Annotated in this window: 20 protein-coding genes; 11 read left to right on the top strand and 9 right to left on the bottom strand. The window is 73.0% G+C overall.

The features are described from left to right. Window positions 1–3 precede the first annotated feature (3 nt). Window positions 4–753 carry a glycosyltransferase family 2 protein gene (locus DFP74_RS28365; protein WP_121186398.1) on the top strand — a complete coding sequence of 250 codons (750 nt, stop codon included), beginning with the start codon at window positions 4–6 and terminating at the stop codon, window positions 751–753. Between the two features lie 309 nt (window positions 754–1,062). Continuing rightward, window positions 1,063–2,883, top strand: a complete 1,821-nt coding sequence (locus DFP74_RS28360) for a GDSL-type esterase/lipase family protein (protein ID WP_121188585.1) — start codon at window positions 1,063–1,065, stop codon at window positions 2,881–2,883. 202 nt (window positions 2,884–3,085) lie between these two features. On the opposite strand, the gene DFP74_RS28350 is transcribed toward DFP74_RS28360, so the two are convergent. Together DFP74_RS28350 and DFP74_RS28345 are read right to left on the bottom strand one after the other, a co-directional pair. After that, the gene (locus tag DFP74_RS28350) at window positions 3,086–3,706 is read right to left on the bottom strand and encodes a TetR/AcrR family transcriptional regulator (RefSeq protein WP_121186396.1); all 621 of its coding nucleotides are present in this window, start codon (window positions 3,704–3,706) and stop codon (window positions 3,086–3,088) included. Between the two features lie 203 nt (window positions 3,707–3,909). Beyond that, on the bottom strand, window positions 3,910–4,632 hold the full coding sequence (locus tag DFP74_RS28345; RefSeq protein ID WP_121186394.1) for a glycerophosphodiester phosphodiesterase: 723 nt from the start codon (window positions 4,630–4,632) through the stop codon (window positions 3,910–3,912). Between the two features lie 288 nt (window positions 4,633–4,920). On the opposite strand from DFP74_RS28345, the gene DFP74_RS28340 reads away from it, so the two are divergent. Then, the gene (locus DFP74_RS28340) at window positions 4,921–5,691 is read left to right on the top strand and encodes a DeoR/GlpR family DNA-binding transcription regulator (protein ID WP_121186392.1); all 771 of its coding nucleotides are present in this window, start codon (window positions 4,921–4,923) and stop codon (window positions 5,689–5,691) included. A gap of 21 nt (window positions 5,692–5,712) precedes the next feature. Here DFP74_RS28340 and DFP74_RS28335 read toward each other — a convergent pair whose 3' ends face one another. Then, the gene (locus tag DFP74_RS28335) at window positions 5,713–6,186 is read right to left on the bottom strand and encodes a VOC family protein (protein WP_233571198.1); all 474 of its coding nucleotides are present in this window, start codon (window positions 6,184–6,186) and stop codon (window positions 5,713–5,715) included. A gap of 92 nt (window positions 6,187–6,278) precedes the next feature. Continuing rightward, window positions 6,279–7,550 carry an MFS transporter gene (locus tag DFP74_RS28330; protein ID WP_121186388.1) on the bottom strand — a complete coding sequence of 424 codons (1,272 nt, stop codon included), beginning with the start codon at window positions 7,548–7,550 and terminating at the stop codon, window positions 6,279–6,281. 213 nt (window positions 7,551–7,763) lie between these two features. On the opposite strand from DFP74_RS28330, the gene DFP74_RS28325 reads away from it, so the two are divergent. From DFP74_RS28325 to DFP74_RS28315, 3 genes are all read left to right on the top strand, one after another. Then, window positions 7,764–9,377 (top strand): sensor histidine kinase, encoded by a 1,614-nt coding sequence (locus DFP74_RS28325; RefSeq protein WP_121186386.1) that lies wholly within the window; start codon window positions 7,764–7,766, stop codon window positions 9,375–9,377. A 56-nt stretch (window positions 9,378–9,433) separates the two neighbouring features. Further along, a complete protein-coding gene (locus DFP74_RS28320; protein WP_121186384.1) occupies window positions 9,434–10,090 on the top strand; it encodes a response regulator transcription factor in 657 nt (218 codons plus the stop codon). Between the two features lie 128 nt (window positions 10,091–10,218). Continuing rightward, window positions 10,219–10,857 (top strand): metal-dependent phosphohydrolase, encoded by a 639-nt coding sequence (locus DFP74_RS28315; RefSeq protein ID WP_121188584.1) that lies wholly within the window; start codon window positions 10,219–10,221, stop codon window positions 10,855–10,857. A gap of 47 nt (window positions 10,858–10,904) precedes the next feature. Here DFP74_RS28315 and DFP74_RS28310 read toward each other — a convergent pair whose 3' ends face one another. Together DFP74_RS28310 and DFP74_RS28305 are read right to left on the bottom strand one after the other, a co-directional pair. Further along, window positions 10,905–11,186, bottom strand: a complete 282-nt coding sequence (locus DFP74_RS28310) for a DUF4031 domain-containing protein (RefSeq protein WP_121186382.1) — start codon at window positions 11,184–11,186, stop codon at window positions 10,905–10,907. Then, complete coding sequence (locus DFP74_RS28305) at window positions 11,183–11,650, bottom strand: Lrp/AsnC family transcriptional regulator (protein ID WP_121186380.1); 468 nt, start codon at window positions 11,648–11,650, stop codon at window positions 11,183–11,185. Before DFP74_RS28305 ends, DFP74_RS28310 begins: the two co-directional genes overlap by 4 nt. 201 nt (window positions 11,651–11,851) lie before the next feature. Between DFP74_RS28305 and DFP74_RS28300 the strand changes: the two genes are divergently transcribed. From DFP74_RS28300 to DFP74_RS28290, 3 genes are all read left to right on the top strand, one after another. Continuing rightward, a complete protein-coding gene (locus tag DFP74_RS28300) occupies window positions 11,852–12,754 on the top strand; it encodes a tryptophan 2,3-dioxygenase (protein WP_121186378.1) in 903 nt (300 codons plus the stop codon). A gap of 185 nt (window positions 12,755–12,939) precedes the next feature. Continuing rightward, entirely contained in the window at window positions 12,940–14,244 is a 1,305-nt protein-coding gene (gene kynU, locus DFP74_RS28295; protein ID WP_121186377.1) for a kynureninase, read from the top strand. A gap of 746 nt (window positions 14,245–14,990) precedes the next feature. Then, window positions 14,991–15,881: a hypothetical protein gene (locus DFP74_RS28290; protein ID WP_121186376.1), complete on the top strand. Its 891-nt coding sequence runs from the start codon at window positions 14,991–14,993 to the stop codon at window positions 15,879–15,881. A 151-nt stretch (window positions 15,882–16,032) separates the two neighbouring features. On the opposite strand, the gene DFP74_RS28285 is transcribed toward DFP74_RS28290, so the two are convergent. Genes DFP74_RS28285 through DFP74_RS28275 form a run of 3 tightly spaced genes read right to left on the bottom strand, consistent with a single transcriptional unit; the run spans window position 16,033 to window position 19,555 of the window. Then, window positions 16,033–17,418: a dihydrolipoamide acetyltransferase family protein gene (locus DFP74_RS28285; RefSeq protein WP_121186375.1), complete on the bottom strand. Its 1,386-nt coding sequence runs from the start codon at window positions 17,416–17,418 to the stop codon at window positions 16,033–16,035. Further along, window positions 17,415–18,446 (bottom strand): alpha-ketoacid dehydrogenase subunit beta, encoded by a 1,032-nt coding sequence (locus tag DFP74_RS28280; RefSeq protein ID WP_121186374.1) that lies wholly within the window; start codon window positions 18,444–18,446, stop codon window positions 17,415–17,417. The genes DFP74_RS28285 and DFP74_RS28280 overlap by 4 nt, the downstream gene beginning before the upstream one ends. Then, entirely contained in the window at window positions 18,446–19,555 is a 1,110-nt protein-coding gene (locus tag DFP74_RS28275; RefSeq protein ID WP_121186373.1) for a thiamine pyrophosphate-dependent enzyme, read from the bottom strand. Before DFP74_RS28275 ends, DFP74_RS28280 begins: the two co-directional genes overlap by 1 nt. A gap of 133 nt (window positions 19,556–19,688) precedes the next feature. Here DFP74_RS28275 and DFP74_RS28270 point away from each other — a divergent pair, with 133 nt between their 5' ends. Continuing rightward, on the top strand, window positions 19,689–20,126 hold the full coding sequence (locus DFP74_RS28270; RefSeq protein ID WP_121186372.1) for an Lrp/AsnC family transcriptional regulator: 438 nt from the start codon (window positions 19,689–19,691) through the stop codon (window positions 20,124–20,126). Between the two features lie 81 nt (window positions 20,127–20,207). Further along, window positions 20,208–21,002 carry a PhzF family phenazine biosynthesis protein gene (locus tag DFP74_RS28265; RefSeq protein WP_121186371.1) on the top strand — a complete coding sequence of 265 codons (795 nt, stop codon included), beginning with the start codon at window positions 20,208–20,210 and terminating at the stop codon, window positions 21,000–21,002. Window positions 21,003–21,042 lie beyond the last annotated feature (40 nt).

The raw sequence follows: 21,042 nt of genomic DNA, 5'->3' as shown, positions 1-21,042 counted from the left end.
GACATGACCAGGACCGTCACCGTCGTCACCGCCGTCCACGCGCCCGCCGTCCGGTACCTGCCCGAGGCCTACGCCTCGCTGGCCGACCAGCGCCTGCCCGAGGGCTGGGACTGGCAGTGGGTCGTCCAGGAGGACGGGGAGACCGACGAGGTGGCCCCCCACATGCCCGACGACCCGCGCGTCGACTTCGGTCAGGGCCGGCCCGGCCGGGCGGCGATGGCGCGCACACTGGCGCTCTCGCGCGCGAAGGGCGAGCTCGTGCGGGTCCTGGACGCCGACGACCGGCTCACCCCCGGTGCGCTCGCCCGCGACGTCGCCGCGCTCACCCGGAACCCCGGCGCCGGCTGGGCCGTCTCGCGCGCCCTGGACCTGCTCCCCGACGGTTCCACGGTCGCCGTGGACGACGGGCCGCCCGAGGGCCCCATCGCCCGTGGCACCGTGCTGGCCGCCTGGCGCGAGCGTGACTTCCTGCCGCCGGTCCACCCGGCGACCCTGTGCGTGCGCCGCGACCTGCTGCTGGCCCTGGGCGGCTGGATGGCCCTGCCCGCGGCCGAGGACACCGGGCTCCTCCTGGCGCTGGACGCCGTGAGTCCGGGCTGGTTCACGGCGGAGCCGGGCCTGCTCTACCGCAAGTGGCCCGGCCAGGCCACCGCGGACGCCGCGCACACCGGGGCCCGGGAGCGGGCCGCGCGGGCCGTGGTCGTGGCCGAGCGCGCACGCGCGCTGGCCGCCCTCGGGTGGGCCGCGCCGTGACCTCAGCCCGCGTCGCGCGTGGACCACGTCCCCCGCGCGCCCCACTCACCGCCGGGGCGGGGCGGCGCGCCCACCGCACTTTCCCCGACGCACTCAGCGCGGTTGCCCCGTTCCCGTAGACTGACCGGCGGTCGATGGGTGTGGTGGTGCACGTCTCGACGACCACCGCGCATCCGGCGTCGTCCGACCAGTGGTGGACGGACGTATCCGGGAGGTCGTGTGGAGTTCGAGAACCGCGGACACGGGCCCGACCTGGATCGGCGGGGCCAAGCGCTGCGGATACACCTGTTGCGCGGCTGCGCGGCCCTGATGATGCTGGTGGTGCTGTTCGTCGTCCTCAACAGCACGGTCTCCCGCGACGTCGACGCCCGTTCGCAGAGCGAGCGCCCGCCCGGCGCGGTCCCCAAGGCCTTCTCCACGTACATCGACCGGGCCGGGATCTCCTCTGACGGCTCCGCGGCCGAAGCCGACCTCGACGGCGCGGGCCACAGCCTCTCCGGGCACGCGCTCGCCGACGCGGGCTGGGCCCCCGGCGGCGATGTCGTCCTTCTGGGGACGCCCTTCCGCCTTCCCGCCTACGGGCGGGACCGCCCCGACCACGCGCTCGCCGACGGCCAGCCGGTCCTGCTGGAGGACACGCGCGTGCGCTCCGTGGGGTTCCTGGTGACCGGTTCACGGTTCGGCGGCGGCGGCGAGGACGTCCTGGGCACCGGAACGGTGGTCTACGCCGACGGCACCGAGCAGGAGTACACGCTCAGCGTTCCGCACTGGACCGAGGGCCCGGCGGGAGACGCCGCGCTCACCCTGCCCTACGCCAACTCCTCCCGCGCGATGGACCCCGGTCCCACCGGGCCGGTGCACCTGTACGCGCGCAGCGTCCCCGTCGACCCGGTCCGGGAGATCGACCACGTGGTCCTGCCCGAAGTGGCGGAGAGGTCGGCGCGCATGCACGTGTTCTCGGTCGGCGGCCGGTCCGCGGGCCAGGACTGGACCGGCACCTGGGCGCGGGCCACCTCCGGCTACATGGAGGTCGGCCCCTGGGAGGACCAGACCCTGCGGCTGGCGGTGCGTTCCACCACCGGCGGCCACCGGGTCCGGATCCGGCTGGACAACACCTTCGCCGACCGTCCCGTGCGGGTGGGCGCCGCCTCACTGGCCCTGCGCGGTGAGGGGGCCACCACACGGGGGTCCGCGCTCCCGCTCGCCTTCGGCGGCTCGGACGAGACCGTCATCCCCGCCGGCGGCCAGGTCTTCAGCGACCCCGTGGAGCTTCTGCTGCCCCCGCACACCGACGTCCTGGTCAGCCTCCACCTGCCCGACCGGGTCACCGCGGCACCGGTCCACTTCGCCTCGGTGGACACCAACTTCACCAGCGCCCCCGGCACCGGCGACCACACCCGCGACTCCGGCGGCGAGCCGTTCACCGGGCGGGTCGACCAGTGGCCCTTCCTCGCCGGGGTGGAGGTCCTGGACGGGCCCGGGGCGGTGGTCACGCTGGGGGACTCCATCACCGACGGGACCCGGTCCACGCCCGACGCGCACGCACGGTGGCCCGACGTCCTCAGCACCCGCCTGGCCGAGCAGCCCGGGCTGCCCCAACTGGGCGTGCTCAACATGGGCGTGGCCGGAAACCACGTGGTCACGGACGGGTACCCGGGCGCCGGGGTGTCCACCTACGCCAACGGCGTCGCGATGACCCACCGGGCCCAGCGCGACGTGTTCACCCGCGAGGGCGTGGGCACGCTCATCGTCTTCGCGGGGATCAACGACCTGCGCTGGGGCACCGATCCCCGTGACGTGATCGTCGGGCTGGAGAGCCTCGCGGAGGCGGCCGCCGAGCACGACGTCCGCGTGTTCGTGGCGACGCTCGGTCCGTGCGGCGGTGAGGCGCGCTGCACGGCCGAGGTGGATCAGGCCCGCCAGCTCGTCAACTCCTACCTGCGCGGGCAGGCCGACGATCCGACGAACGCCTTCACCGGGGTCTGGGACTTCGACGCCGTGCTCCGCGACCCGCAGGACCCCGCCCGGCTGCGTCCGGACTACGACTCGGGCGACCACCTGCACCCCGGTGACCTGGGCCTGCGGGCCCTGGCCGAGTCGGTGGACCTGCACCAGCTCGTCGGCGGGTGAGTCCGCGCCCGTCCGTGTGACGGCGCCCGCAGCCACGGCCGCGCCCGTCCGCGTGACCGCGCCCGCAGCCACGGCCGCGCACGGCTCGGGAGCGGGCGCCGCGGCCGGGACACCTGCCGCGCCCGCCCAGCTCGCCCAGCCCGCCCAGCCCGCCGCGCCCGCCCAGCCCGCCCCGGCCGCGGCGGCGGGGCGGGCCTGCGGCTCAGCGCGGGCTCTTCAGGTGGTGGTGTATCACCAGGTCGACGTAGACGGTCGCCAGGTCGGGCAGGCTCAGCCCGCCGTCGGGCTCGTACCAGTGCAGGACGGAGTCGAGCGTGTCCAGGACGTCGTCGGCCGCACGGCCGGCGTGGCGGACCTGGAAGGCCCCGGAGACGACGCCGCCGACGATGATCTCGCGCACGTGCTCGCGGTAGGTGCGCGTCAGCGCCGTGATGTCCCGGTGCCGGGGCGGGTCGATGGCCCGCAGGACCGGCAGGATCTCCTCACGCAGCGCGGTGGCCGAGCGGTGTTCCCAGCCCGTTTGCACGTGGCGTCTGACCAGGAATGACATGCGGTCGGTAGGACACGCGCGGACGTCGTCCGCGGCCAACTGGCCGTTGACGCGTTCCCGGGTGGAGCGCAGCACGACGGCGAAGGCCAGGTCGAAGCGCGTGGGGAAGGCACGCCGAAGGGAGGCGGTGTCGACCCCGGTCGCGGCTGCGATCCGGTGTGTCAGATCGGACATGGGCATGCCGCGCGAGCCGTGCTCGGCGAACAGGCGCGCTGCGCAATCCAGGACGGGAGCCGTCGTGCGCAGCACGTGAGGGGAGATATCGGCCGTCATATGAAGGTGTCTCGTCGCTCGTGGTAGCGCCGTGAAGGGGAGGGCGGCGCAGGATCGATTCTCGGAGAATCGCTTTCGAGCTTAACCCTGAGCCGCCGACGAAACGCGCAGAACAACAGAACTCGTCGAAGAATAGGGCGATTGTGTGGCGCATGATGCCCGAGTGTCCCGCGTGCCCGACTACGTGCGACTTCGCACCCTGCTCAGATCGCTCCGGCGGTCGCCGCGTCGCCCAGTTCGCGCCCCGATGTCAGGGACACCAGGTCGTCCACGCGTTCGGTGGCCAGAGCGTCCACGCCCATTCCGATCAGGCGGGCCATCTCCGGGAACTCGTTCACCGTCCAGGCCGTGACGCGATATCCGAAACGGTGCATTTCGGAAATGTGCTCACGCGTGAGCAAAGTGAAGTGGGTTCCGAGGAAGGCGGGGCGCAGGGTGCGGGTCAGTTCCTCCGGAGGCATCCCGGGCTGGTCCCAGGCCAGCAGCAGCTGCACCCCGGCGGAGCGCTCGCGCAGCGCGGCGAGCGTCTCGGTCGACCCGGTGAACAGCACCTGGTCGGCCAGTCCGCGTTCCCGCAGCAGCGACTCCGAGGCCAGGGCGGCCTCGGTCGACCCTGCGTCCAGCAGCAGAGGCGGGACCTGTTCGCCCCGGTGCTCGGCCAGGACCTCCATCAGGGTCGGCACCCGCCGGTCGACGTCCTCCCGGGTGGCGGCGAGCTCGGCCAGGCTCAGGTCGGCCACGCGGCGCGGCGGGGAGCCCGGTGGGGACCCCACCCGCTCGTCCGCCAGGACGGGGTAGCCGTCGGTGGTCAGGTGGACGTCCACCTTGACCAGGTCGGCCCCGGCGCGCAAGGCTGAGCGCAGGGCCGGCAGCGTGTTTCCCGGATGGTGTGCGGTGTCGCCGCGCAAAGCGATGGACAACGTCATGGTTCCAGCGTGACAAAAAAGGGCGCCGCACGTGGCGCAAACTGGAAAAACAGCCCGCAAGGTGAGACGAGAGGGGCCTGTGGGGCCGTAGTGACGCACGAGGCCTACGAGGCCTACGAGGCCTACGAGGCGCCCGGGGTGCATGCGGCGGAAGGGAGTCCTGACGCGAGTGCGAGAGGACTCACGTCGCGAGATCGACCTCTCAGGTGCGCCGGGCTGGGAAACTTTGTTACATGACGTCGTGACAGCACGGTGTCCCGAGCCAGGCCCCCGAACGTGAGGCGAACGATGATCCCGGACCAGCGGCGAGAGCACATCCTCAAGCTCCTCCAGGAGCGCCACGTGCTGAGCATCAACGAGCTCACCTCGATGCTGTCCGTGTCCCACATGACGGTCCGGCGCGACATCCAGGCGCTGGAGAACGACGGCAAGGTCCTGTCGGTCACCGGTGGGGTGCGGCTGGCGGCGCGGCTCAAGAGCGAGCCCTCCTACCTCGCCAAGGCCCAGCTGGAAGTGCCCGCCAAGCGGGCGATCGCCCGGGCCGCGGCGGACCTGGTGCGCGAGAACTTCACCATCTACCTGGACGCGGGCACGACCACGCTGCAGATGGTCCCGCTGCTCACCGACAAGGTCGGCCTGACCGTCATCACCAGCGACTTCAACGTCGTGGGCCACCTGATGGAGTACCCGGGGATCGAACTGATCCACACCGGGGGCGTGGTGTCGCACTCCGACCACTCGTCGGTGGGCCGCTTCACCGCCGACTTCCTGCGCCAGGTGAACGTGGACCTGGCCTTCATCGCGAGCAGCTCGTGGGACGCCGACCGCGGTTCGACGACCCCGTCGGAGGCCAAGGTCGTCGCCAAGCAGGCGCTGCTGCGGATCGCCTCCAAGAGCGTCCTGACCGTGGACAGCACCAAGTACGGCAAGTTCGGGACGTTCCGGGTCGCCAGCCTGGAGGAGTTCGACCTCATCATCACCGACGACCGGCTGCCGCGTACCGCCGTGGAGGAACTGGCCGAGCGCGACATCCGTCTGAAGACCGTCGCCGCGGAGTAGACGCGCGCGGCCCGCGGGGGGTCAGTCCTCGCGGCCGTCGATCTCGGCGGGCGCGTACAGGGCCAGCTCGGTGCCGTCGGGGTCGTAGAAGAGGATCTTGGAGCCTCCGTCACCGTGCATCACGGGGGAGTGCTCCACGTCCATGTCGCCGAAGCGCTCCTCCCACGCCTCCAGTTCGCCCAGGTTCCGCACGCCCAGCGTCAGCCGGTCCAGGCCGCAGTGGCGTCGGTCGAACCTGTTCTTGAAGTGGTCGCGGTGCTGGATGAGGGCGATCAGCAGACCCGAGTCGGGGTGCTGGCACTCGGTACGGAGGGTGCCGCCCTCGTCACGTTTGGTCCGCACCTTGAATCCGAGAACGGTCTTGTAGAAGCGAACGCTCTCGTCACGGTCGCGGACCGACAGGGTGACGCGCGCGAGCCCGGTGAGCTGGGGCACGGATACCTCTCTTCGGCGGCGGGAGTTCTTCGGGTTGATGGTGGTCAGTAGGTCGAGCACGATCCATGAGCCTAGGGCCCGTGGACGAGTACCGGACCGCTCTTTAACGCGCGCTTAACGCCCGATGTTCCCGGTCTCACTCCGAAGCCGCGTCAGCGCCCGCGCGGGGCCGGTCCGGGAGTGACCGATCGAACACCGGAGTCGGTCCGCGCCGGCTCCGCGCGCTCGTACCAACGGGCCCGCAGCACGAGTCCGGTCACCGTCAGCGAGACCAGGCCACCGGCTGTGGCCAGTGCGAACGCGCCCTGGTGTCCGTACCCGTCGGCGAGGGCCCCCGCCACCATCGACCCCAGCGACTGCCCCAGGATGAGGCTGCTGAGGACGACCGCCATCGACTGCGACAGCCGGCTCGGCGGGGCCGCCCGCTCGATGAGTCCGAACAGGCTCACGATGTGCGGGCCGATCGCCGCCCCCAGGACGAAGATCGTCACCGCCAGGCCGACCGCGCCGAGCGGCAGGTACAGCGGCAGGGTCAACAGGAACAGGGCGCCCGCCGCGAACCTCGTGCGCGCCGTGAGCGTGAACCCCGCCGGGAGGGAGGCCATCATCAGCCCCGCGGTGGCGCTGCTGATCCCCATGACCGCGTACATCAGCCCCGACAGGTCGGCGTGGCCGGAGGAGGCGGCGAACGCGGTGACGCCCGTGGACATCCCGCCGAAGAACAGCCCCTGGCAGAACATGGGCACGGTGAGCAGGAGCAGCGCGGGCGTGGCGATCCGGTCGCCGCCGCCCCGGACCGGGACCGCCCCGGGCGGGGCGGTGGGGTGCAGCGCGAAGTGCGCGCCGAACACCCCGATGAGGACCGCGGCGCCCAGCACGCTCGCCGTCGGCGACAGGGTGACGGTGAGCACGCCCACCAGGGCCGGGCCCAGCACGAAGGCGGCCTCGTCCAGGACGCCCTCGACGGCCATCGCGGCGCCGACCGAGCGTTCCCGTTCCGCGCCCCGCCAGGGCCCGCGCTTGATCAGCACCACCCAGCGGGTCCGGGCCATCGGGCCGATCTGGGGCATGCACGCGCCGCCGACGGCGGCGAGGGCGGCCAGGGCGGGCAGGGGCGCCCCGGCGGTCACGGCCGCCACCAGCGCGCCGATCAGGGCCGCGTCCACCACCGACACCACCAGGACGGGCCGGCGCTGCCCGTGCCGGTCGGCGAAGCGCGCGATGACGGGTCCGCCCATGGCCCCGCCGAGCGCGAAGGCGCCCGCCACGATCCCGGCGCTGCCGACGCTGCCGGTGGTGGAGGTGACCAGCGTCAGCAGACCGATGAGCGCCATGGAGAGCGGCAGCCGGGCCAGGAAGGAGGCCAGCAGCAGCGGCCAGCCGGCGACCTCGTGCATGCGTCGCAGGGTCTGCAGTGGTGACATCCGCCCTCGTCCCGATCGGGTACCGCGCCCTCTGGATTCCAGCACGGCGGTCGGGCGCGGGGCATCGTCAGAGGGACCAAAATTCATCCCATGATATGGGCGGTTCGTGCCCCCGGGGCCGATCGCTCCCGGTCCGCCGGCGGGTCCGTGCGGGCTCCGACCTCCTGACTTTCGGCAGTGCCGGTGCCCCGCGCCGATCTGTAGGTTCAGCCCATGGACTTCTCCGATCCGATCCGGACCGCCCGGCGCGCCCTGCGCCCCCTGGGCGGCCGGCCGACGCGGCGCGCACTCGCGGGGGGAGCGCTCCTGGTCCTGGCCGGTGTCCTCGGCGTGCTCGGTGAGGCCCACGCCGCCCGCCTGTGGTCGGTGCCCTCCACGCCCGACCCGGCCTGGGTCACCGCGGGCCTCCTCGCCTCCTGCGCGCTCGCGGGCGTGCTCGTACGGCCGTACCCGCTGCTCGCGGTCATCGTCATCCTGCCGGGGGCGATGGAGTCCCTCACCCTGTCCCTGCTCCTGGTGTACGCCTCCTACCGGGCGGGACGGCGGATGCGCCGGGTGTGGCCGGCGCTCACCGTGTTCGGCACGGGCCTGGCCCTGTGGCTGGCGCTCGTGCTGGTCCTGTGGTCCGGCGAGCGCTTCGTGTGGGTGGCGACCGTCGTCACCGTGGTCGGCAACCTCGCGCTGCCCTGGCTGGTCGGGGTGTACCGGCGCCAGCACCAGGAGCTCTCCGAGTCGGGCTGGGCGCACGCCCGCCACCTCCAGCAGGAACAGCGGCTGGTGGCCGACCAGGCCCGGCTGCGCGAGCGCTCGCGCATCGCCCAGGACATGCACGACTCCCTGGGACACGAACTCAGCCTGATCGCTCTGCGCGCCGGCGGCCTGGAGGTGGCGCCGGACCTGGACGAGCGTCACCGGCGGTCGGCCGGCGAACTGCGCGCCACCGCCGTCAGCGCCACCGAGCGCCTGCGCGAGATCATCGGGATCCTGCGCGAGGACGCCGAGCCCGTTCCGCTGGTGCCGGCGGACGAGGGCGTCCCCCAGCTGGTCGAACGCGCCCGTGACTCGGGCATGCGCGTGGCGCTGGTGCGCGAGGGCCCGGTCCCGGACCTGCCGCCGATGGTGGACCGGGCGGTGCACCGGGTGGTCCAGGAGTCGCTCACCAACGCCGCCAAGTACGCCCCGGACGCGGAGGTGGCGGTGCGGCTCACCGTCGTCGACGACGAGCGGCTGGAGGTGGTCGTGACCAACGCCGAGCCGCGCGGCGCCCTGGACACCGGCGGGCAGGGCGGCCGCCGGGGCCTGATCGGGCTGCGTGAACGCGTGCGCCTGGCGGGGGGCACGTTCGCGTCCGGTCCCCGGGAGGGCGGCTGGGAGGTCCGTGCGACTCTGCCGCTCGTGGCCGCGCCCACACCGGATCGCGGGGAAGGCGGCGACGAGGCCGCCGAACTCGACCAGCTGCACAGGGTGGCCCGCCGCCGGGTGCGCGGCTGGACGCTCGCCCTCGTCGTCCTGCCGGTCGTGGCCACGGTGGCGCTGCTGGTGATCGGGGCGGTCTCCGTCGTGCACACCGTGCGCGACTCCACCCTGGAACCGGAGGTGTTCGACTCCCTCGCGGTCGGGACCGCGCGCTCCGAGGCGCAGGGGGTGCTCCCGGACGACACCGTGGACCCGGAGACCGCCGTGTGGGCGGAGGGCGAGGCGACCGAGGGCGCCGAGTGCCGTCACTACCGGGGCGGGGCCGGCCTGTTCGACCTCGACCCCGTGATCTATCGGCTGTGCTTCTCGGAGGGGCGGCTGTCGAGCAAGGCGCAGGCGCCGGTACGGTGACCGCGCGGACGCGGTCCGTGGGCGCCCGGGCCCCGGGATCGAGGAAGGACACGGCAGTGATCAGAGTTCTGCTCGCCGACGACGAGGCGATGATCAGGGCCGGAGTGCGCGCGATCCTGGCCAGCGACGCGGAGATCGAGGTGGTCGCCGAGGCCGCGGACGGCCGCGAGGCGGTGGACCTGGTGCTGTCCCACCGTCCCGACGTCGCGCTGATGGACATCCGGATGCCGAGGATGGACGGGCTCGCCGCGTCCGCCGAGATCCACCGGGTGGCACCGGGCACGGCCGTGATCGTGCTGACCACGTTCGGGGAGGACGAGTACGTCTCCCAGGCGCTGGGGGACGGCGCGAGCGGCTTCCTGCTCAAGGCGGGCGACCCGCGCGAGCTCATCACGGGTGTGCACGCGGTCGCCGACGGCGGCGCCTACCTGTCGCCGAAGGTCGCGCGGCAGGTGATCGCCCAGTTCGGCGGCGGTCGCGTGGCGCGTCGGTCGGCCGCCGCGGCCAGAATCGCCGAGCTCACCGAACGCGAGCGCGACGTGCTCGCCCTCATCGGCGCGGGGCTGTCCAACGCCGACATCGCCGCACGCCTGTTCCTGGTGGAGGGGACGGTCAAGAGCTACGTGAGCGCGATCCTCAGCCGGCTGGGGATGCGCAACCGGGTGCAGGCGGCGATCCTCGCCTACGAGGCCGGACTGGCCTCCCACACCTGAAGGGGAGCGACGGCGTGAACAGTGATTCGGGTCCCGGCGACGAGCGCCACGAGAAGCACGACCGCCACGAGAAACACGACCGCCGTGAGCAGCACGAGCGGCACGAGCCGGGAGGGCACGGGCCGCGCGTGCCGGTCCTGGCCGCCGCCTGGCGCGAGCTGGCGGGGTCGGAGCCAGAGGCCGTGGCGGTCGGCCGGGAGCTCCTGGAGCGCTGGAGTGAGCCCCACCGTCGATATCACACGGTCGCGCACCTGTGGGACACGCTCGACGCCGCCGAGCGCCTGCGGGGGGAGGCCCGCGACCCCGACGCCGTGCGCTACGCCCTGTGGTTCCACGACGCGGTCTACGAGGGCCGCGCGGGGGAGGACGAGGAGGAGAGCGCCGCCCTGGCCCGGCGCCTGCTCGCCCTCATGGGAGCACCGCCGCCGCTGGTGGCGGAGGTGTCCCGACTGGTGCTGCTGACCAGGACCCACCGCCCCGACGAGGGTGACGCCGACGGGGCGGTGGTGTGCGACGCCGACCTGGCGGTGCTGGCGGGCACGCCCGACGCCTACCTCACCTACGCCGCCGCGGTCCGGGCCGAGTACGGGCACGTCCCCGACGAGGCCTTCCGGCAGGGGCGGCTGGCCGTCCTGCGGGAACTCCTGGCGGTACCGCACCTGTACCGCACCCGCTACGGCCGGGAGCACTGGGAGGCCCGGGCCCGCTCCAACCTGCTCGCCGAGACCCACCGGTGGCAGAGCGATGCGCCGGACCCACCGCTCTGAGGCGCAGGCCCCACCGCTCTGGGGCGTGGGCGGTGCCGCGCGGGGCGTCAGGCGCCGGCCCGGGGCCGGGCCCTCTTGGGCCGGCGCAGGCCGGCGGCCCGCAGCCGGGTGACCAGCTCGCGTCCGCTCACGTGCTCGGCGCCCAGGGCCAGGGCCCGCTCGTGCAGGTGGGCGGGGATGTCGTAGTGGTCGCGGTCGAAGGCGCGCTCGCTCACGCCCAGGCCGCGCGCGAACGCGTGCAGTTCGTCGTAGGAGTGGTCGCTGACCATGTGGCAGAACAGCCAGCCGCGCGGCCCGGGCCAGACGGGCGTGTCGATCAGGACGCTCATGAGGTGCGCGCCGCGGTGACGGCCCGCCAGGGGACCGGACTGGACATGACCATGGTGCTGGAGGGGCGGCCGTGTTCGGCCAACTGGTCGATGACCTCCTCGAAGTGCTCCATGGAGCGCACGGCGATGAGCAGGACGCAGCACGCGTCTCCGGTGACCCGGTGGACCTGGAGGATCTCCGGCAACTCCATCGACTCCCGCTCCCGCAGCAGGCAGTTCGCTCCGAAGCACTCCATGCGCACCAGCGCCGTGACGGGGAGTCCGGCGGCGGCCGGGTCGACGTGCGCGTGGTAGCCGGTGATCACCCCGCGGTCGGTCAGGCGGCGGACGCGGTCGGCCACGGCGGGCGCCGAGAGGTTCACGCGCCGGGACAGTTCGTTGAAGGACAGCCGGCCGTCCTGCTGGAGCTCCGAGAGGATCCGCAGGTCAACGCCGTCCAAGGGGGTTGCCATTGCTGAGGTCATACTTTCTGATCCCAAAGCCAGAGGGTCTGATGTGTTATGAATGCTAACTCAATGTCCGACTTGCGTGTGCGTTGTCCCTTCCTTGTTCCGGTGTTTTGTTCGATCATGTGAACTCGCGTACACGGCGTCGTGCACCGGGTCGTTCCCGAGTCCCGCGCCGGGTGCGCCCAACGGTTCCGCGCAGTACCACGAGGGGTTTCCATGCTCACCACGACGTCCACCCAGCAGTGCCCGTTCATGCCGGGAGGCGAGGGCGGTGACGGCGCCTCCGAGCAGGCGGCGGGCGCGGAGAGCGGCGGCCCCACCCTGTCCTTCGGCGGCAACACGCCCTACGTGGACTACGCCGGCATCGACACACTGCTCGACCTGCAGCGCACCCGCACCGACGAACCGGCCGAGTCGGCCTTCCTCATCGCCACCCAGGTCATGGAGCTCCTGTTCACGCTGGTCCGGGAGCGCTGGGAGGCCGCACGCGACGCGCTGGAGGCCGACGACGTTCCGGGCGCCCTGGCCTGGCTGCGCCGGGCGTGCCACGCCCAGGACGTGCTCAACGACTCCTGGGGCCTGATCGGCGACATGACCCCCACGGAGTTCAACCGCTTCCGCGACTCCTTCGGCGAGGCCTCCGGCTTCCAGTCCTACGGATACCGGAAGCTGGAGTTCCTGCTCGGCAACAAGTCCGTGGCGATGATCCGCCCGCACAAGTCCATGGAGCCGGTGGTCGACGAACTCACCCGCCTGCTGGAGCGGCCGAGTCTCTACGACGCCGCGCTGCGCCTGCTGCACCGCCGCGGACTGCCGGTCCCCGCCGACCGCGTCGAGCGCGATTGGACGCAGGCCTACGAGCCCGACCCCGAGGTCGAGCGGGCCTGGTCCCACGTGTACGAGGACGACCGGCCCGGCAACGACCTCTTCCTGCTGGCCGAGGCCCTCATGGACGTCGCCGAGCGCGTGACGCGGTGGCGGCACCTGCACCTGGTCGCGGTCAAGCGCACGATGGGCGGCAAGCCCGGCAGCGGGGGTTCCAACGGCCTCAACTGGCTGGCCCGCCACGTGGAGCAGGACGTGTTCCCAGAGCTGTGGTCGCTCCGCAACACCATCTAGCCCGCCCGTCACCCACCACCGGCCTTCGGCCTACCGCCCTCAACGGAGGCCTTCGGCCCGGACCAGCCCGCCCGTCACCCACCACCGGCCTTCGGCCTACCGCCCTCAACGGAGGCCTTCGGCCCAGCCCAGCCCAGCCCATCCGTCACCCACCCGCCACCACCGGCCGGCAAGGAAGCAGGACCATGACGCCCACCACCCGCGCGGACTGTGTCGAACTCGACCGCACCGATCCGCTCGCCGCCTTCCGCGAGGAGTTCCTCCTCCCCGAGGGCGTGATCTACCTCGACGGCAACTCCCTGGGCGCGCTGCCGCGCGCCACTCCCGGACGTGTCGCCGACATGATCGAGAGGGAGTGGGGCCGCGACCTGATCGCGAGCTGGAACACCGCGGGCTGGTGGGACAAGCCGCGGACGCTGGGCGCCAAGATCGCCCCGCTGGTGGGCGCCGACCCCGACGAGGTGATCGTCGGGGACGGGACCTCCACGAACCTGTTCAAGGCGCTCGTCGCCGCCCTGCGCATGTCCGACCGCAACGTGGTGCTGGGCGAGTCCGGCAACTTCCCCACCGACCTCTACGTCACCGAGGGCGCGGCGGGGCTGACCGGGGCCGTCCAGCGCCGGGTCGACCCCGACGGCCCCGAGCTGGCCGCCGCCCTGGCTTCGGGCGACGTGGCCGTCCTGCTGCTCAGCCACGTCGACTACCGCAGCGGAACCCTGCGCGACCTGCCCGCCATTACGCGCATGGCGCACGAGCACGGCGCCCTCGTGGTCTGGGACCTGTGCCACAGCGTGGGCGCGGTGCCGATCGAGCTGTCCGCCTCCGAGGCCGACTTCGCGGTCGGGTGCACCTACAAGTACCTCAACGCCGGGCCGGGGGCGCCCGCGTTCCTGTACGCCGCGCGGCGCCACCACGCCGTCGCCGACCAGCCGCTGACCGGGTGGCACGGGCACGCGGACCCCTTCGACTTCACGCCGGACTACGAGCCCGCCCCCGGGGTGTCCCGCTTCCTCAGCGGCTCTCAGCCGCTGGTGGCCGACGCGGCGCTGGAGGCGAGCCTGGACGTGTGGGCCAAGGCCGACATGGCCCAGGTGCGGGTCAAGAGCCTGGCGATGACCGACCTGTTCCTGCGGATCACCACCGGGGAGGATCTGGGCCGGAGGCCTCCGTCGAGGGCGGTAGGCCGAAGGCCGGTGGTGGGCGACGGGCGGGCGGGGCTGGAGTCGGTCACGCCGCTGGACCACGCGCACCGGGGGAGCCAGGTGGCGCTGCTCCAGCCGGAGGAGGGCGCGGGGTACCCGATCGTGCGGGCGCTGATCGAGCGCGGCGTGATCGGGGACTTCCGGGCGCCCGACGTCATGCGGTTCGGCTTCACGCCGCTGTACCTGCGCTACGTGGACGTCTACGACGCCGCGACCGCGCTCGTGCAGGTGCTGGAGTCGGGCGAGTGGCGCCAGGAGCGCTTCGCGCAGCGCGCGCAGGTCACCTGAGCCGCCGCCGCGGCGCGGCACGGATTCTCACGACCCCGGGGAGGCGACTCCCCGGGGTCTCTTCGCGTGCGGGTGCGGTCGCGCGGCCCGGGGTGACCGTGGGCGGGGAGCGGGGTGGCGTGGCCTTTACCACGGTCGGGGCCTGGGGGACACCACCGCCCGTGTCCGTGTCGTCGTGACCTACCGGCGGGTATCGACGGCTGAGCGGGGTTTCGGCCGCGTTCGCGGCGGTCGGCCACGGCGTTATGACGCCCGCCACGCGGGGTGGTCCGGTCTGTGTCGCCGACTCACGAAAACCCCTGTGACCAGGGCTTTCTCGTGACCGTGGTGAGTCGGGGCGGCTGATTCGGGGTGTGCCCGTGCGGCCACGGGCCGTCATTTTACTCGCGGGACTTGCGCATTTTGCTCAAACCTGGGTTAGTGTCCTCGTGATCGGTTCGTTACGAACTCGTGGTGAACCGATGCCGAGCCCTTGTCCGGCCGTGTGCCGCAAGGGAGTCGAGACCCTCACTGGGAACAGGGCCGCGCGAATCCACGCGCCTGAGCCAGCGGACCACCGATCCCATCGGTGACTCCCATTCCCACCCGCAGTTCGCAGCCGGCGACGCGGGAGCCCCATGCCATGGCGCCCACTTCAGGGTGCGCTCCGAGCGTGCGCGAAGCACGCGCTCCGAGCGTGCCCGAAGCGAGCCCGTGCGCCATGGCACCGGTCTTCTCGGCCCTGTCGTCAACCTGGCACTTACTTCATGAGCAACGACACTCCCATTCAGTACGGCGAAGTCACCGCGACCTATTTCTGGGACGACGGTTCCGGCATCAACGGCGACACCGGCGCACCCGCGGGCGGTGAGCCCATGCAGGAAGGGCTGTTCTCCAGCCCGAGCTGGCCGTTGGGCACCGAGGGCTACATCGTCTACGAAGGCGAAGAGTACGATTTCTTCATCGGGGACCGCGGGCCGGGAAACCCCTCGCAGGACTGCGACGTGCTGCTCGACATCGACGGCAAGACCTTCGCCAAGATGATGGGCACCGAGTTCGACGAGAGCTCCCTGACCGTCGGCGGAGGCAACGGCCACGCCGAGGTGGAGTACTACATCACCGAGTGGGGCGACGGCGCCGGCACCGAGGGCGCGCCCCACCCCTTCATGGAGGAGGGCAACAGCTGCGAGGACGCCGTCTCCCCGATCCCCGAGGAGGCACAGGCCTCCGAGGAGGAGTCCTCCGAGGAGTCCTCCGAGGACGCGTCCGAGGACGAGGCGGCCCAGGAGGAGTCCGAGTCCTCCGAGGAGTCCGCTGACGACGGTTCCGAGGAGCAGGACGCACAGGAGGAGGAGTCCGAGGAGTCTGCCGCCCCCACGGACGAGTCCGAGGACGGCGGCGTGTCCGCCGAGACCGCGGCCAACGACCTCTCCGGTGCGGAGCTCACCGGCGCCGACAACGGCATGCTGAGCGGCACCGGCCTGCTCACCCTCGCTCTCGTCCCCGCCATCCTCGTCGCCATGCTCTTCGTCTGGAGCCGCCGGGCGGCCGGCGCGCACGCCGGTGCGGCCGACAACGACGGCAAGGGCCTGATGGCCGAGAGCAACGGGCGCCACAGCCTGGGCTCCCTGCTCGACAAGCTGCGCGGCAGGAAGTAACACGGGTCGCGCGCCCGCCCCCGCTCCCTGTCGCGGGTCCGCGGGCGCGTCCGGTTCCGTCAGGAGCCGCGGTCATCCGACCGCGGCTCCTGCGTGTGTCCGGGGTCCGCGCGCGGGTGCAGGGGCCCGCGCGGTCAGGGGTCTGCGCGGGTCAGGCGTCGCCCAGGAGCAGTTCCGGCCGCTCCACGCGGTCGGCCACGTAGCGCAGGAACCCGCCCGCCACGCCGCCGTCGCAGACCCGGTGGTCGAAGGCCAGCGTCAGTTCCGTGACCGGTCTGGGGACCACCGACTCGCCCACCACCCACGGGCGGCGCACGATCCGGCCCAGGCCCAGGATCGCCGCCTGCGGGTGCGGGATGATCGCCGCGGACCCGTCCACGCCGAACACCCCGTAGTTGTTGACCGTGAACGTGCCGCCGACCAGCGCCGCCGGTTCCAGCGTCCCGGACCGCGCCGCCTCGGCGGCCTCGGCCAACCGGGCGGAGAGCCGCCGGGTCGACAGGGCCTGCGCCCGGCGCACCACCGGGACCACCAGGCCGCGCGGCGTCTGCGCAGCGAAGCCCAGGTGCACGTCGTCGAAGCGCAGCACCTCACGGCGCTCCTGGTCGAAGTGGGCGTTCAGCTCGGGGAAGCGCTCCAGTCCGGCGATCGCGATGCGGGCCACCAGCGCCAGCACGCCGACCGGCCGCCCCGGATCGGCCTCGTTCAGTGTGCGCCGCAGCTCCACCAGGCCGGTGGCGTCGGCGTCCACCCACACGGTCGCCTCGGGGATCTCGCGCCGGGACCGTTCCAGGTGCTCGGCCATCGTGCGGTGCCCGCCGCGCAGCGGCGTGCGGTGCGTGCGCTCGGGGTCGGGCCGGTGCGCCGCGGCCCGTCGCGCCTCGACGGCCGCCGCCACGTCGCGGCGCAGCACCAGGCCGCCCTCTCCGCTTCCGGGCACCGTGGCGATGTCCAGTCCGTGCTCCCGCGCCATCCTTCTGACCAGGGGAGAGATCACCCTGACCGGCCTCGGCGCGGGCGGGTCCCGCGGGGGCGGGGGTGGGCCGCCGGTCATCGTCGACCGTGGCGGCCCACCCGCCCCACGGGCGCGCCGACGCGGGGTCCGCGCGCCCGATCCCGTGCCGTAGCCCACCAGGACGGCGCCCGATCCGGCGTGGTGTTCGGCGGCGCCGTTGCCGCCCGCCGGATCGGACCCTTCCCGTGTGCTCGGCACGGTGGTCTGTTCGGTCGCCTCAGTCGGCTCGCTCCGCGGCGACGCTGCGCGGCCGGACCGCGGCGCCGGAGCGGCGGGGGCCGGCACGGCGACCGTGATCAGCGGGGTGCCGACGGCGACCGTGTCGCCCGCCGACCCGTGCAGCCGGGTGACCGTGCCCCCGTACGGGCACGGTACCTCCACCGAGGCCTTGGCCGTCTCCACCTCCACGACCGGCTGGTCCACGGCGACCTCGTCGCCCTCGGCGACCAGCCAGGCCAGGATCTCGGCCTCGGTCAGCCCCTCACCGAGGTCGGGCAGTGCGAACGAGCGCTCGGTGCTCATGGGCGTGGCAGGCCCCCTTCACCGTCGTCGACCCACGCCGACTCCCACTGGAGGCGGTCCACCGCGGCCAGGACGCGGTCGGCGTCGGGCAGGTGGTGGTGTTCCAGCTTGGGCGGGGGATAGGGCACGTCCAGCCCGCCGACCCGGAGCACCGGAGCCTCCAGGTAGTGGAAGCACCGTTCGCCGATCCGCGCGGCCAGCTCGGCGCCGTAGCCGCCGAAGACCGACGCCTCGTGCAGCACGACCGCGCGCCCGGTGCGCCGTACCGACGCGGTCACGACCCCGTCGTCCAGCGGCGCGAGCTGGCGCACATCCACGACCTCCAGCGACCGCCCCTCGGCGGCGGCGGTCTCGGCCGCCTCCAGCGCGGTCTCCACCATCGGGCCGTAGGTGACCAGGGTGGCGTCGGTGCCGGGGCGCCGGACCACGGGCATGGCCATGGGCTCGGTGCGCACGGGCAGCTCCACCTCCTGCCGCGACCAGTACCGGCGCTTGGGCTCCAGGAACACCACGGGGTCGTCGCACTCCACGGCCTCGCGCAGCATCGAGTAGGCGTCGGCGGGCGTGCCCGGCGTGACGACCCGCAGTCCGGGGGTGTGCGTGTAGTAGGCCTCGGAGGAGTCGCTGTGGTGCTCCACCCCACCGATGCCGCCGCCGTAGGGCACCCGCAGCACGACCGGGAGCGAGACCGCGCCCCGGGTCCGGTTGCGCATCTTGGCCAGGTGCGAGACGACCTGCTCGAACGCCGGGTAGGCGAAGGCGTCGAACTGCAGCTCCACCACGGGGCGCAGCCCGTACATCGCCATGCCGATCGCGGTCCCCACGATCCCCGCCTCCGCCAGCGGCGAGTCGAACACCCGCTCCTGGCCGAACTCGGCGGTCAGCCCGTCCGTGACGCGGAAGACGCCGCCCAGCGGCCCGACGTCCTCGCCGTAGACGAGCACGTCGGAGTCGTGCGCGAGCGCGTCGCGCAGGGCCCGGTTGAGCGCCTCGCCCATGGAGACGCCGGTGGTGGGCGCAGCCGCCATCAGACCTCCCGCAGCTCGTCGGCGAGCGCCGCGCGCTCCTGCTCCAGCAGGGGCGGGACCGTGGCGTAGACGTCGGTGAACAGGGACCGCGGATCGAGTTCGTCCTCGCCCGCCAACCGTTCGCGCACGGTGTCGGCGATCCCGTCGGCCTCGGCGCCGAAGGCGGCCAGGACCCGCTCGGTCTCCTCGGCGTCGCCGATCAGCCCCTCGTCGCGGATCAGTCGCTCGGAGCGGATCAGGGGGTCGCGTTCCTTCCAGTGCTCCACCTCCGCGGGGTCGCGGTAGCGCTGGGGCGCGTCGGCGTTCGTGTGCGCGTCCACCCGGTAGGTGACAGCCTCCACGAGCGCGGGCCCGCCGCCGGCGCGCGCCTCGGCCAGGGCGTGGGAGACGACCGCGTGGACGGCGGCCGCGTCGTTGCCGTCGACGTGGTAGCCCTTCATCCCGTACCCGACGGCCTTGTGCGCGAGGGTGGGCGCGGCGGTCTGCTGACGCAGGGGCACGCTGATCGCCCAGTGGTTGTTCTGCACCAGGAACACCACGGGGGTGTTCCACACCGCGGCGAAGTTGTAGGCCTCGTGGGCGTCGCCCTCGCTCGTGGCGCCGTCGCCCATCATCGCGAGCGCGGCCACGTCGCGGCCCTTGCGGCGGGCCGCGTAGGTCAGGCCGACCGCGTGGGAGGCGTTGGTGGCCAGCGGCGTGCACTGGGGCGCGCACCGGTAGCGGTGCGGGTCGTAGCCGCAGTGCCAGTCGCCGCGGAAGAGGGTGAGGGTCTGGACCGGATCGACGCCGTGCGCGACCAGGGCGACACTGTCGCGGTAGGTGGGGAAGAGCCAGTCCCGGTCCGACAGTGCCAGCACGCCGCCGACCTGGGCCGCCTCCTGACCCGTCGACGACGGGTACACGGCGAGGCGGCCCTGGCGGGCGAGCGTGCCGGCCTGTTGGTTGAAGCGGCGTCCGATGAGCATGGCGCGGTGGAGTTCGACGAGTCGCGCGGGGTCGGGAGCGGTGAACGAGGAGTGACCCACGCGGCGGCCGTGTCGGTCCACCAGACGCACGGGCTCCCTGGTCGGGAGTGCGGGAGCCGAAGGTCGCTCATCGGTGTGCTTCATGTCTTGAATATGCGGTGAATTACCCCATATTGTCGACATCACATCGCCGATGCTGGACGAACTGCTCAGTAAGCCCGAGGTCGGCGCAATACATCTCCCCTGACCGCCGTCCGAGTGGTGTGAGGTAAGACACATGGCCGTGCCGTTGGACGACACCGACCGGCGCATCATCGCCCTCCTGCGCGGCGACGGTCGCATGTCCATCCGGGCGGTCGCCGAGCAGGCGCACATCTCCCGCGCCAACGCCTACTCGCGGCTCGAACGCCTGCGCGACGAGGGCGTCATCCGCGGCTTCACCGCCGTCATCGACCCGGAGAAGTACGGCACGTCCCTGTCGGCGTACGTGTCCGTGCGCATCGAACAGCACTCCTGGGACCGCTTCCGCGGCTACCTGCGCGACATCCCCGAGGTCGACCACGCCGCCCTGGTCTCCGGGGACGTCGACCTCCTCCTGCTCGTGCGCGTCGCCGACGCGGCCGCACTGCGCACCTTCGTCCTGGAACGCCTCCAGCGGATCCCCGAGGTCAAGAGCACCCAGACGATGTTCATCCTCGACGAACCGCAGCTGTGAGCGCGCGCCGGACGCGTTCCGGTCCACTGTGCGCGGATTGGTCCTGTCCGTCGCGCGCCGGGCGTTCCTAGACTGGGCACCATGCCTGAGTACACCGTGGTCGACGCCTTCACCGACCGGCCCCTGGCCGGCAACCCCGCAGCCGTGCTCGTCCTGGACGACACCTACCCCGACGAGTGGGCCCAGGGCGTGGCCGCCGAGTTCAACCTCTCCGAAACCGCCTTCGCCCGCCCCGTGGACGGGGCCGACGCCGACTACGAGCTGCGCTGGTTCACGCCCACCGCCGAGATCGAGCTGTGCGGCCACGCCACCCTGGCCACCGCCCACACCCTGCGCGAGCGCGGGGTGCCCGGCCCCTACCGCTTCACCACCCGCAGCGGCATCCTCACCGTCACGCCCGACGAGGACATGCTGTGGCTGGACTTCCCGACCAGGCCGGCGACGCCGACGGAGGTCCCCGAGGGCCTGGCCGAGGCCCTGGGCGCCGAGCCGCTGTCGGTGGGGCGCGGCGGCACCGGCGACCTGCTCGTGGAGGTGGCCGACGAGGAGACCGTGCGCGGTCTGGCACCGGACATGGCCGCGCTGGCCGCCGTGGAGGCGCGCGTGGTCATCGTCACCGCCCCCGGCAAGGAGTACGACTTCGTGTCCCGCGTGTTCGGGCCGCGGGTCGGCGTGACCGAGGACCCGGTCACCGGCAGCGCGCACACCGCGCTGATGCCGTTCTGGGCCGAGCGCCTGGGCCGCACCGAGCTCCTCGCCCACCAGGCCTCCGCGCGCGGCGGCGACCTGCGCCTGCGCCTGCCCGGGGACCGGCCCGGCCGTGTGCTCATCGGCGGCCCGGCGGTCACGGTCGCCCACGGGACCCTGCACCTGTAGCGGAGCCGGCCGGCGCGCGCTCGGCGCGCCGGCCGCTCAC

The organism is Nocardiopsis sp. Huas11, from assembly GCF_003634495.1.
In the GTDB taxonomy this organism is placed as follows: domain Bacteria; phylum Actinomycetota; class Actinomycetes; order Streptosporangiales; family Streptosporangiaceae; genus Nocardiopsis.
Note: the sequence above shows the minus strand (reverse complement) of the source record. Positions and strands in the feature narration are given on the sequence as shown.

Bases quoted from the DNA above. Each gene is read 5' to 3' on its own strand.
- DFP74_RS28365 (WP_121186398.1), top strand. From the start codon at position 4: ATGACCAGGACCGTCACCGTCGTCACCGCCGTCCACGCGCCCGCCGTC.
- DFP74_RS28360 (WP_121188585.1), top strand. From the start codon at position 1,063: ATGATGCTGGTGGTGCTGTTCGTCGTCCTCAACAGCACGGTCTCCCGC.
- DFP74_RS28350 (WP_121186396.1), bottom strand. From the start codon at position 3,706: ATGACGGCCGATATCTCCCCTCACGTGCTGCGCACGACGGCTCCCGTC.
- DFP74_RS28345 (WP_121186394.1), bottom strand. From the start codon at position 4,632: ATGACGTTGTCCATCGCTTTGCGCGGCGACACCGCACACCATCCGGGA.
- DFP74_RS28340 (WP_121186392.1), top strand. From the start codon at position 4,921: ATGATCCCGGACCAGCGGCGAGAGCACATCCTCAAGCTCCTCCAGGAG.
- DFP74_RS28330 (WP_121186388.1), bottom strand. From the start codon at position 7,550: ATGTCACCACTGCAGACCCTGCGACGCATGCACGAGGTCGCCGGCTGG.
- DFP74_RS28325 (WP_121186386.1), top strand. From the start codon at position 7,764: ATGGACTTCTCCGATCCGATCCGGACCGCCCGGCGCGCCCTGCGCCCC.
- DFP74_RS28310 (WP_121186382.1), bottom strand. From the start codon at position 11,186: ATGAGCGTCCTGATCGACACGCCCGTCTGGCCCGGGCCGCGCGGCTGG.
- DFP74_RS28305 (WP_121186380.1), bottom strand. From the start codon at position 11,650: ATGACCTCAGCAATGGCAACCCCCTTGGACGGCGTTGACCTGCGGATC.
- DFP74_RS28300 (WP_121186378.1), top strand. From the start codon at position 11,852: ATGCTCACCACGACGTCCACCCAGCAGTGCCCGTTCATGCCGGGAGGC.
- kynU (WP_121186377.1), top strand. From the start codon at position 12,940: ATGACGCCCACCACCCGCGCGGACTGTGTCGAACTCGACCGCACCGAT.
- DFP74_RS28290 (WP_121186376.1), top strand. From the start codon at position 14,991: ATGAGCAACGACACTCCCATTCAGTACGGCGAAGTCACCGCGACCTAT.
- DFP74_RS28285 (WP_121186375.1), bottom strand. From the start codon at position 17,418: ATGAGCACCGAGCGCTCGTTCGCACTGCCCGACCTCGGTGAGGGGCTG.
- DFP74_RS28280 (WP_121186374.1), bottom strand. From the start codon at position 18,446: ATGGCGGCTGCGCCCACCACCGGCGTCTCCATGGGCGAGGCGCTCAAC.
- DFP74_RS28275 (WP_121186373.1), bottom strand. From the start codon at position 19,555: ATGAAGCACACCGATGAGCGACCTTCGGCTCCCGCACTCCCGACCAGG.
- DFP74_RS28270 (WP_121186372.1), top strand. From the start codon at position 19,689: ATGGCCGTGCCGTTGGACGACACCGACCGGCGCATCATCGCCCTCCTG.
- DFP74_RS28265 (WP_121186371.1), top strand. From the start codon at position 20,208: ATGCCTGAGTACACCGTGGTCGACGCCTTCACCGACCGGCCCCTGGCC.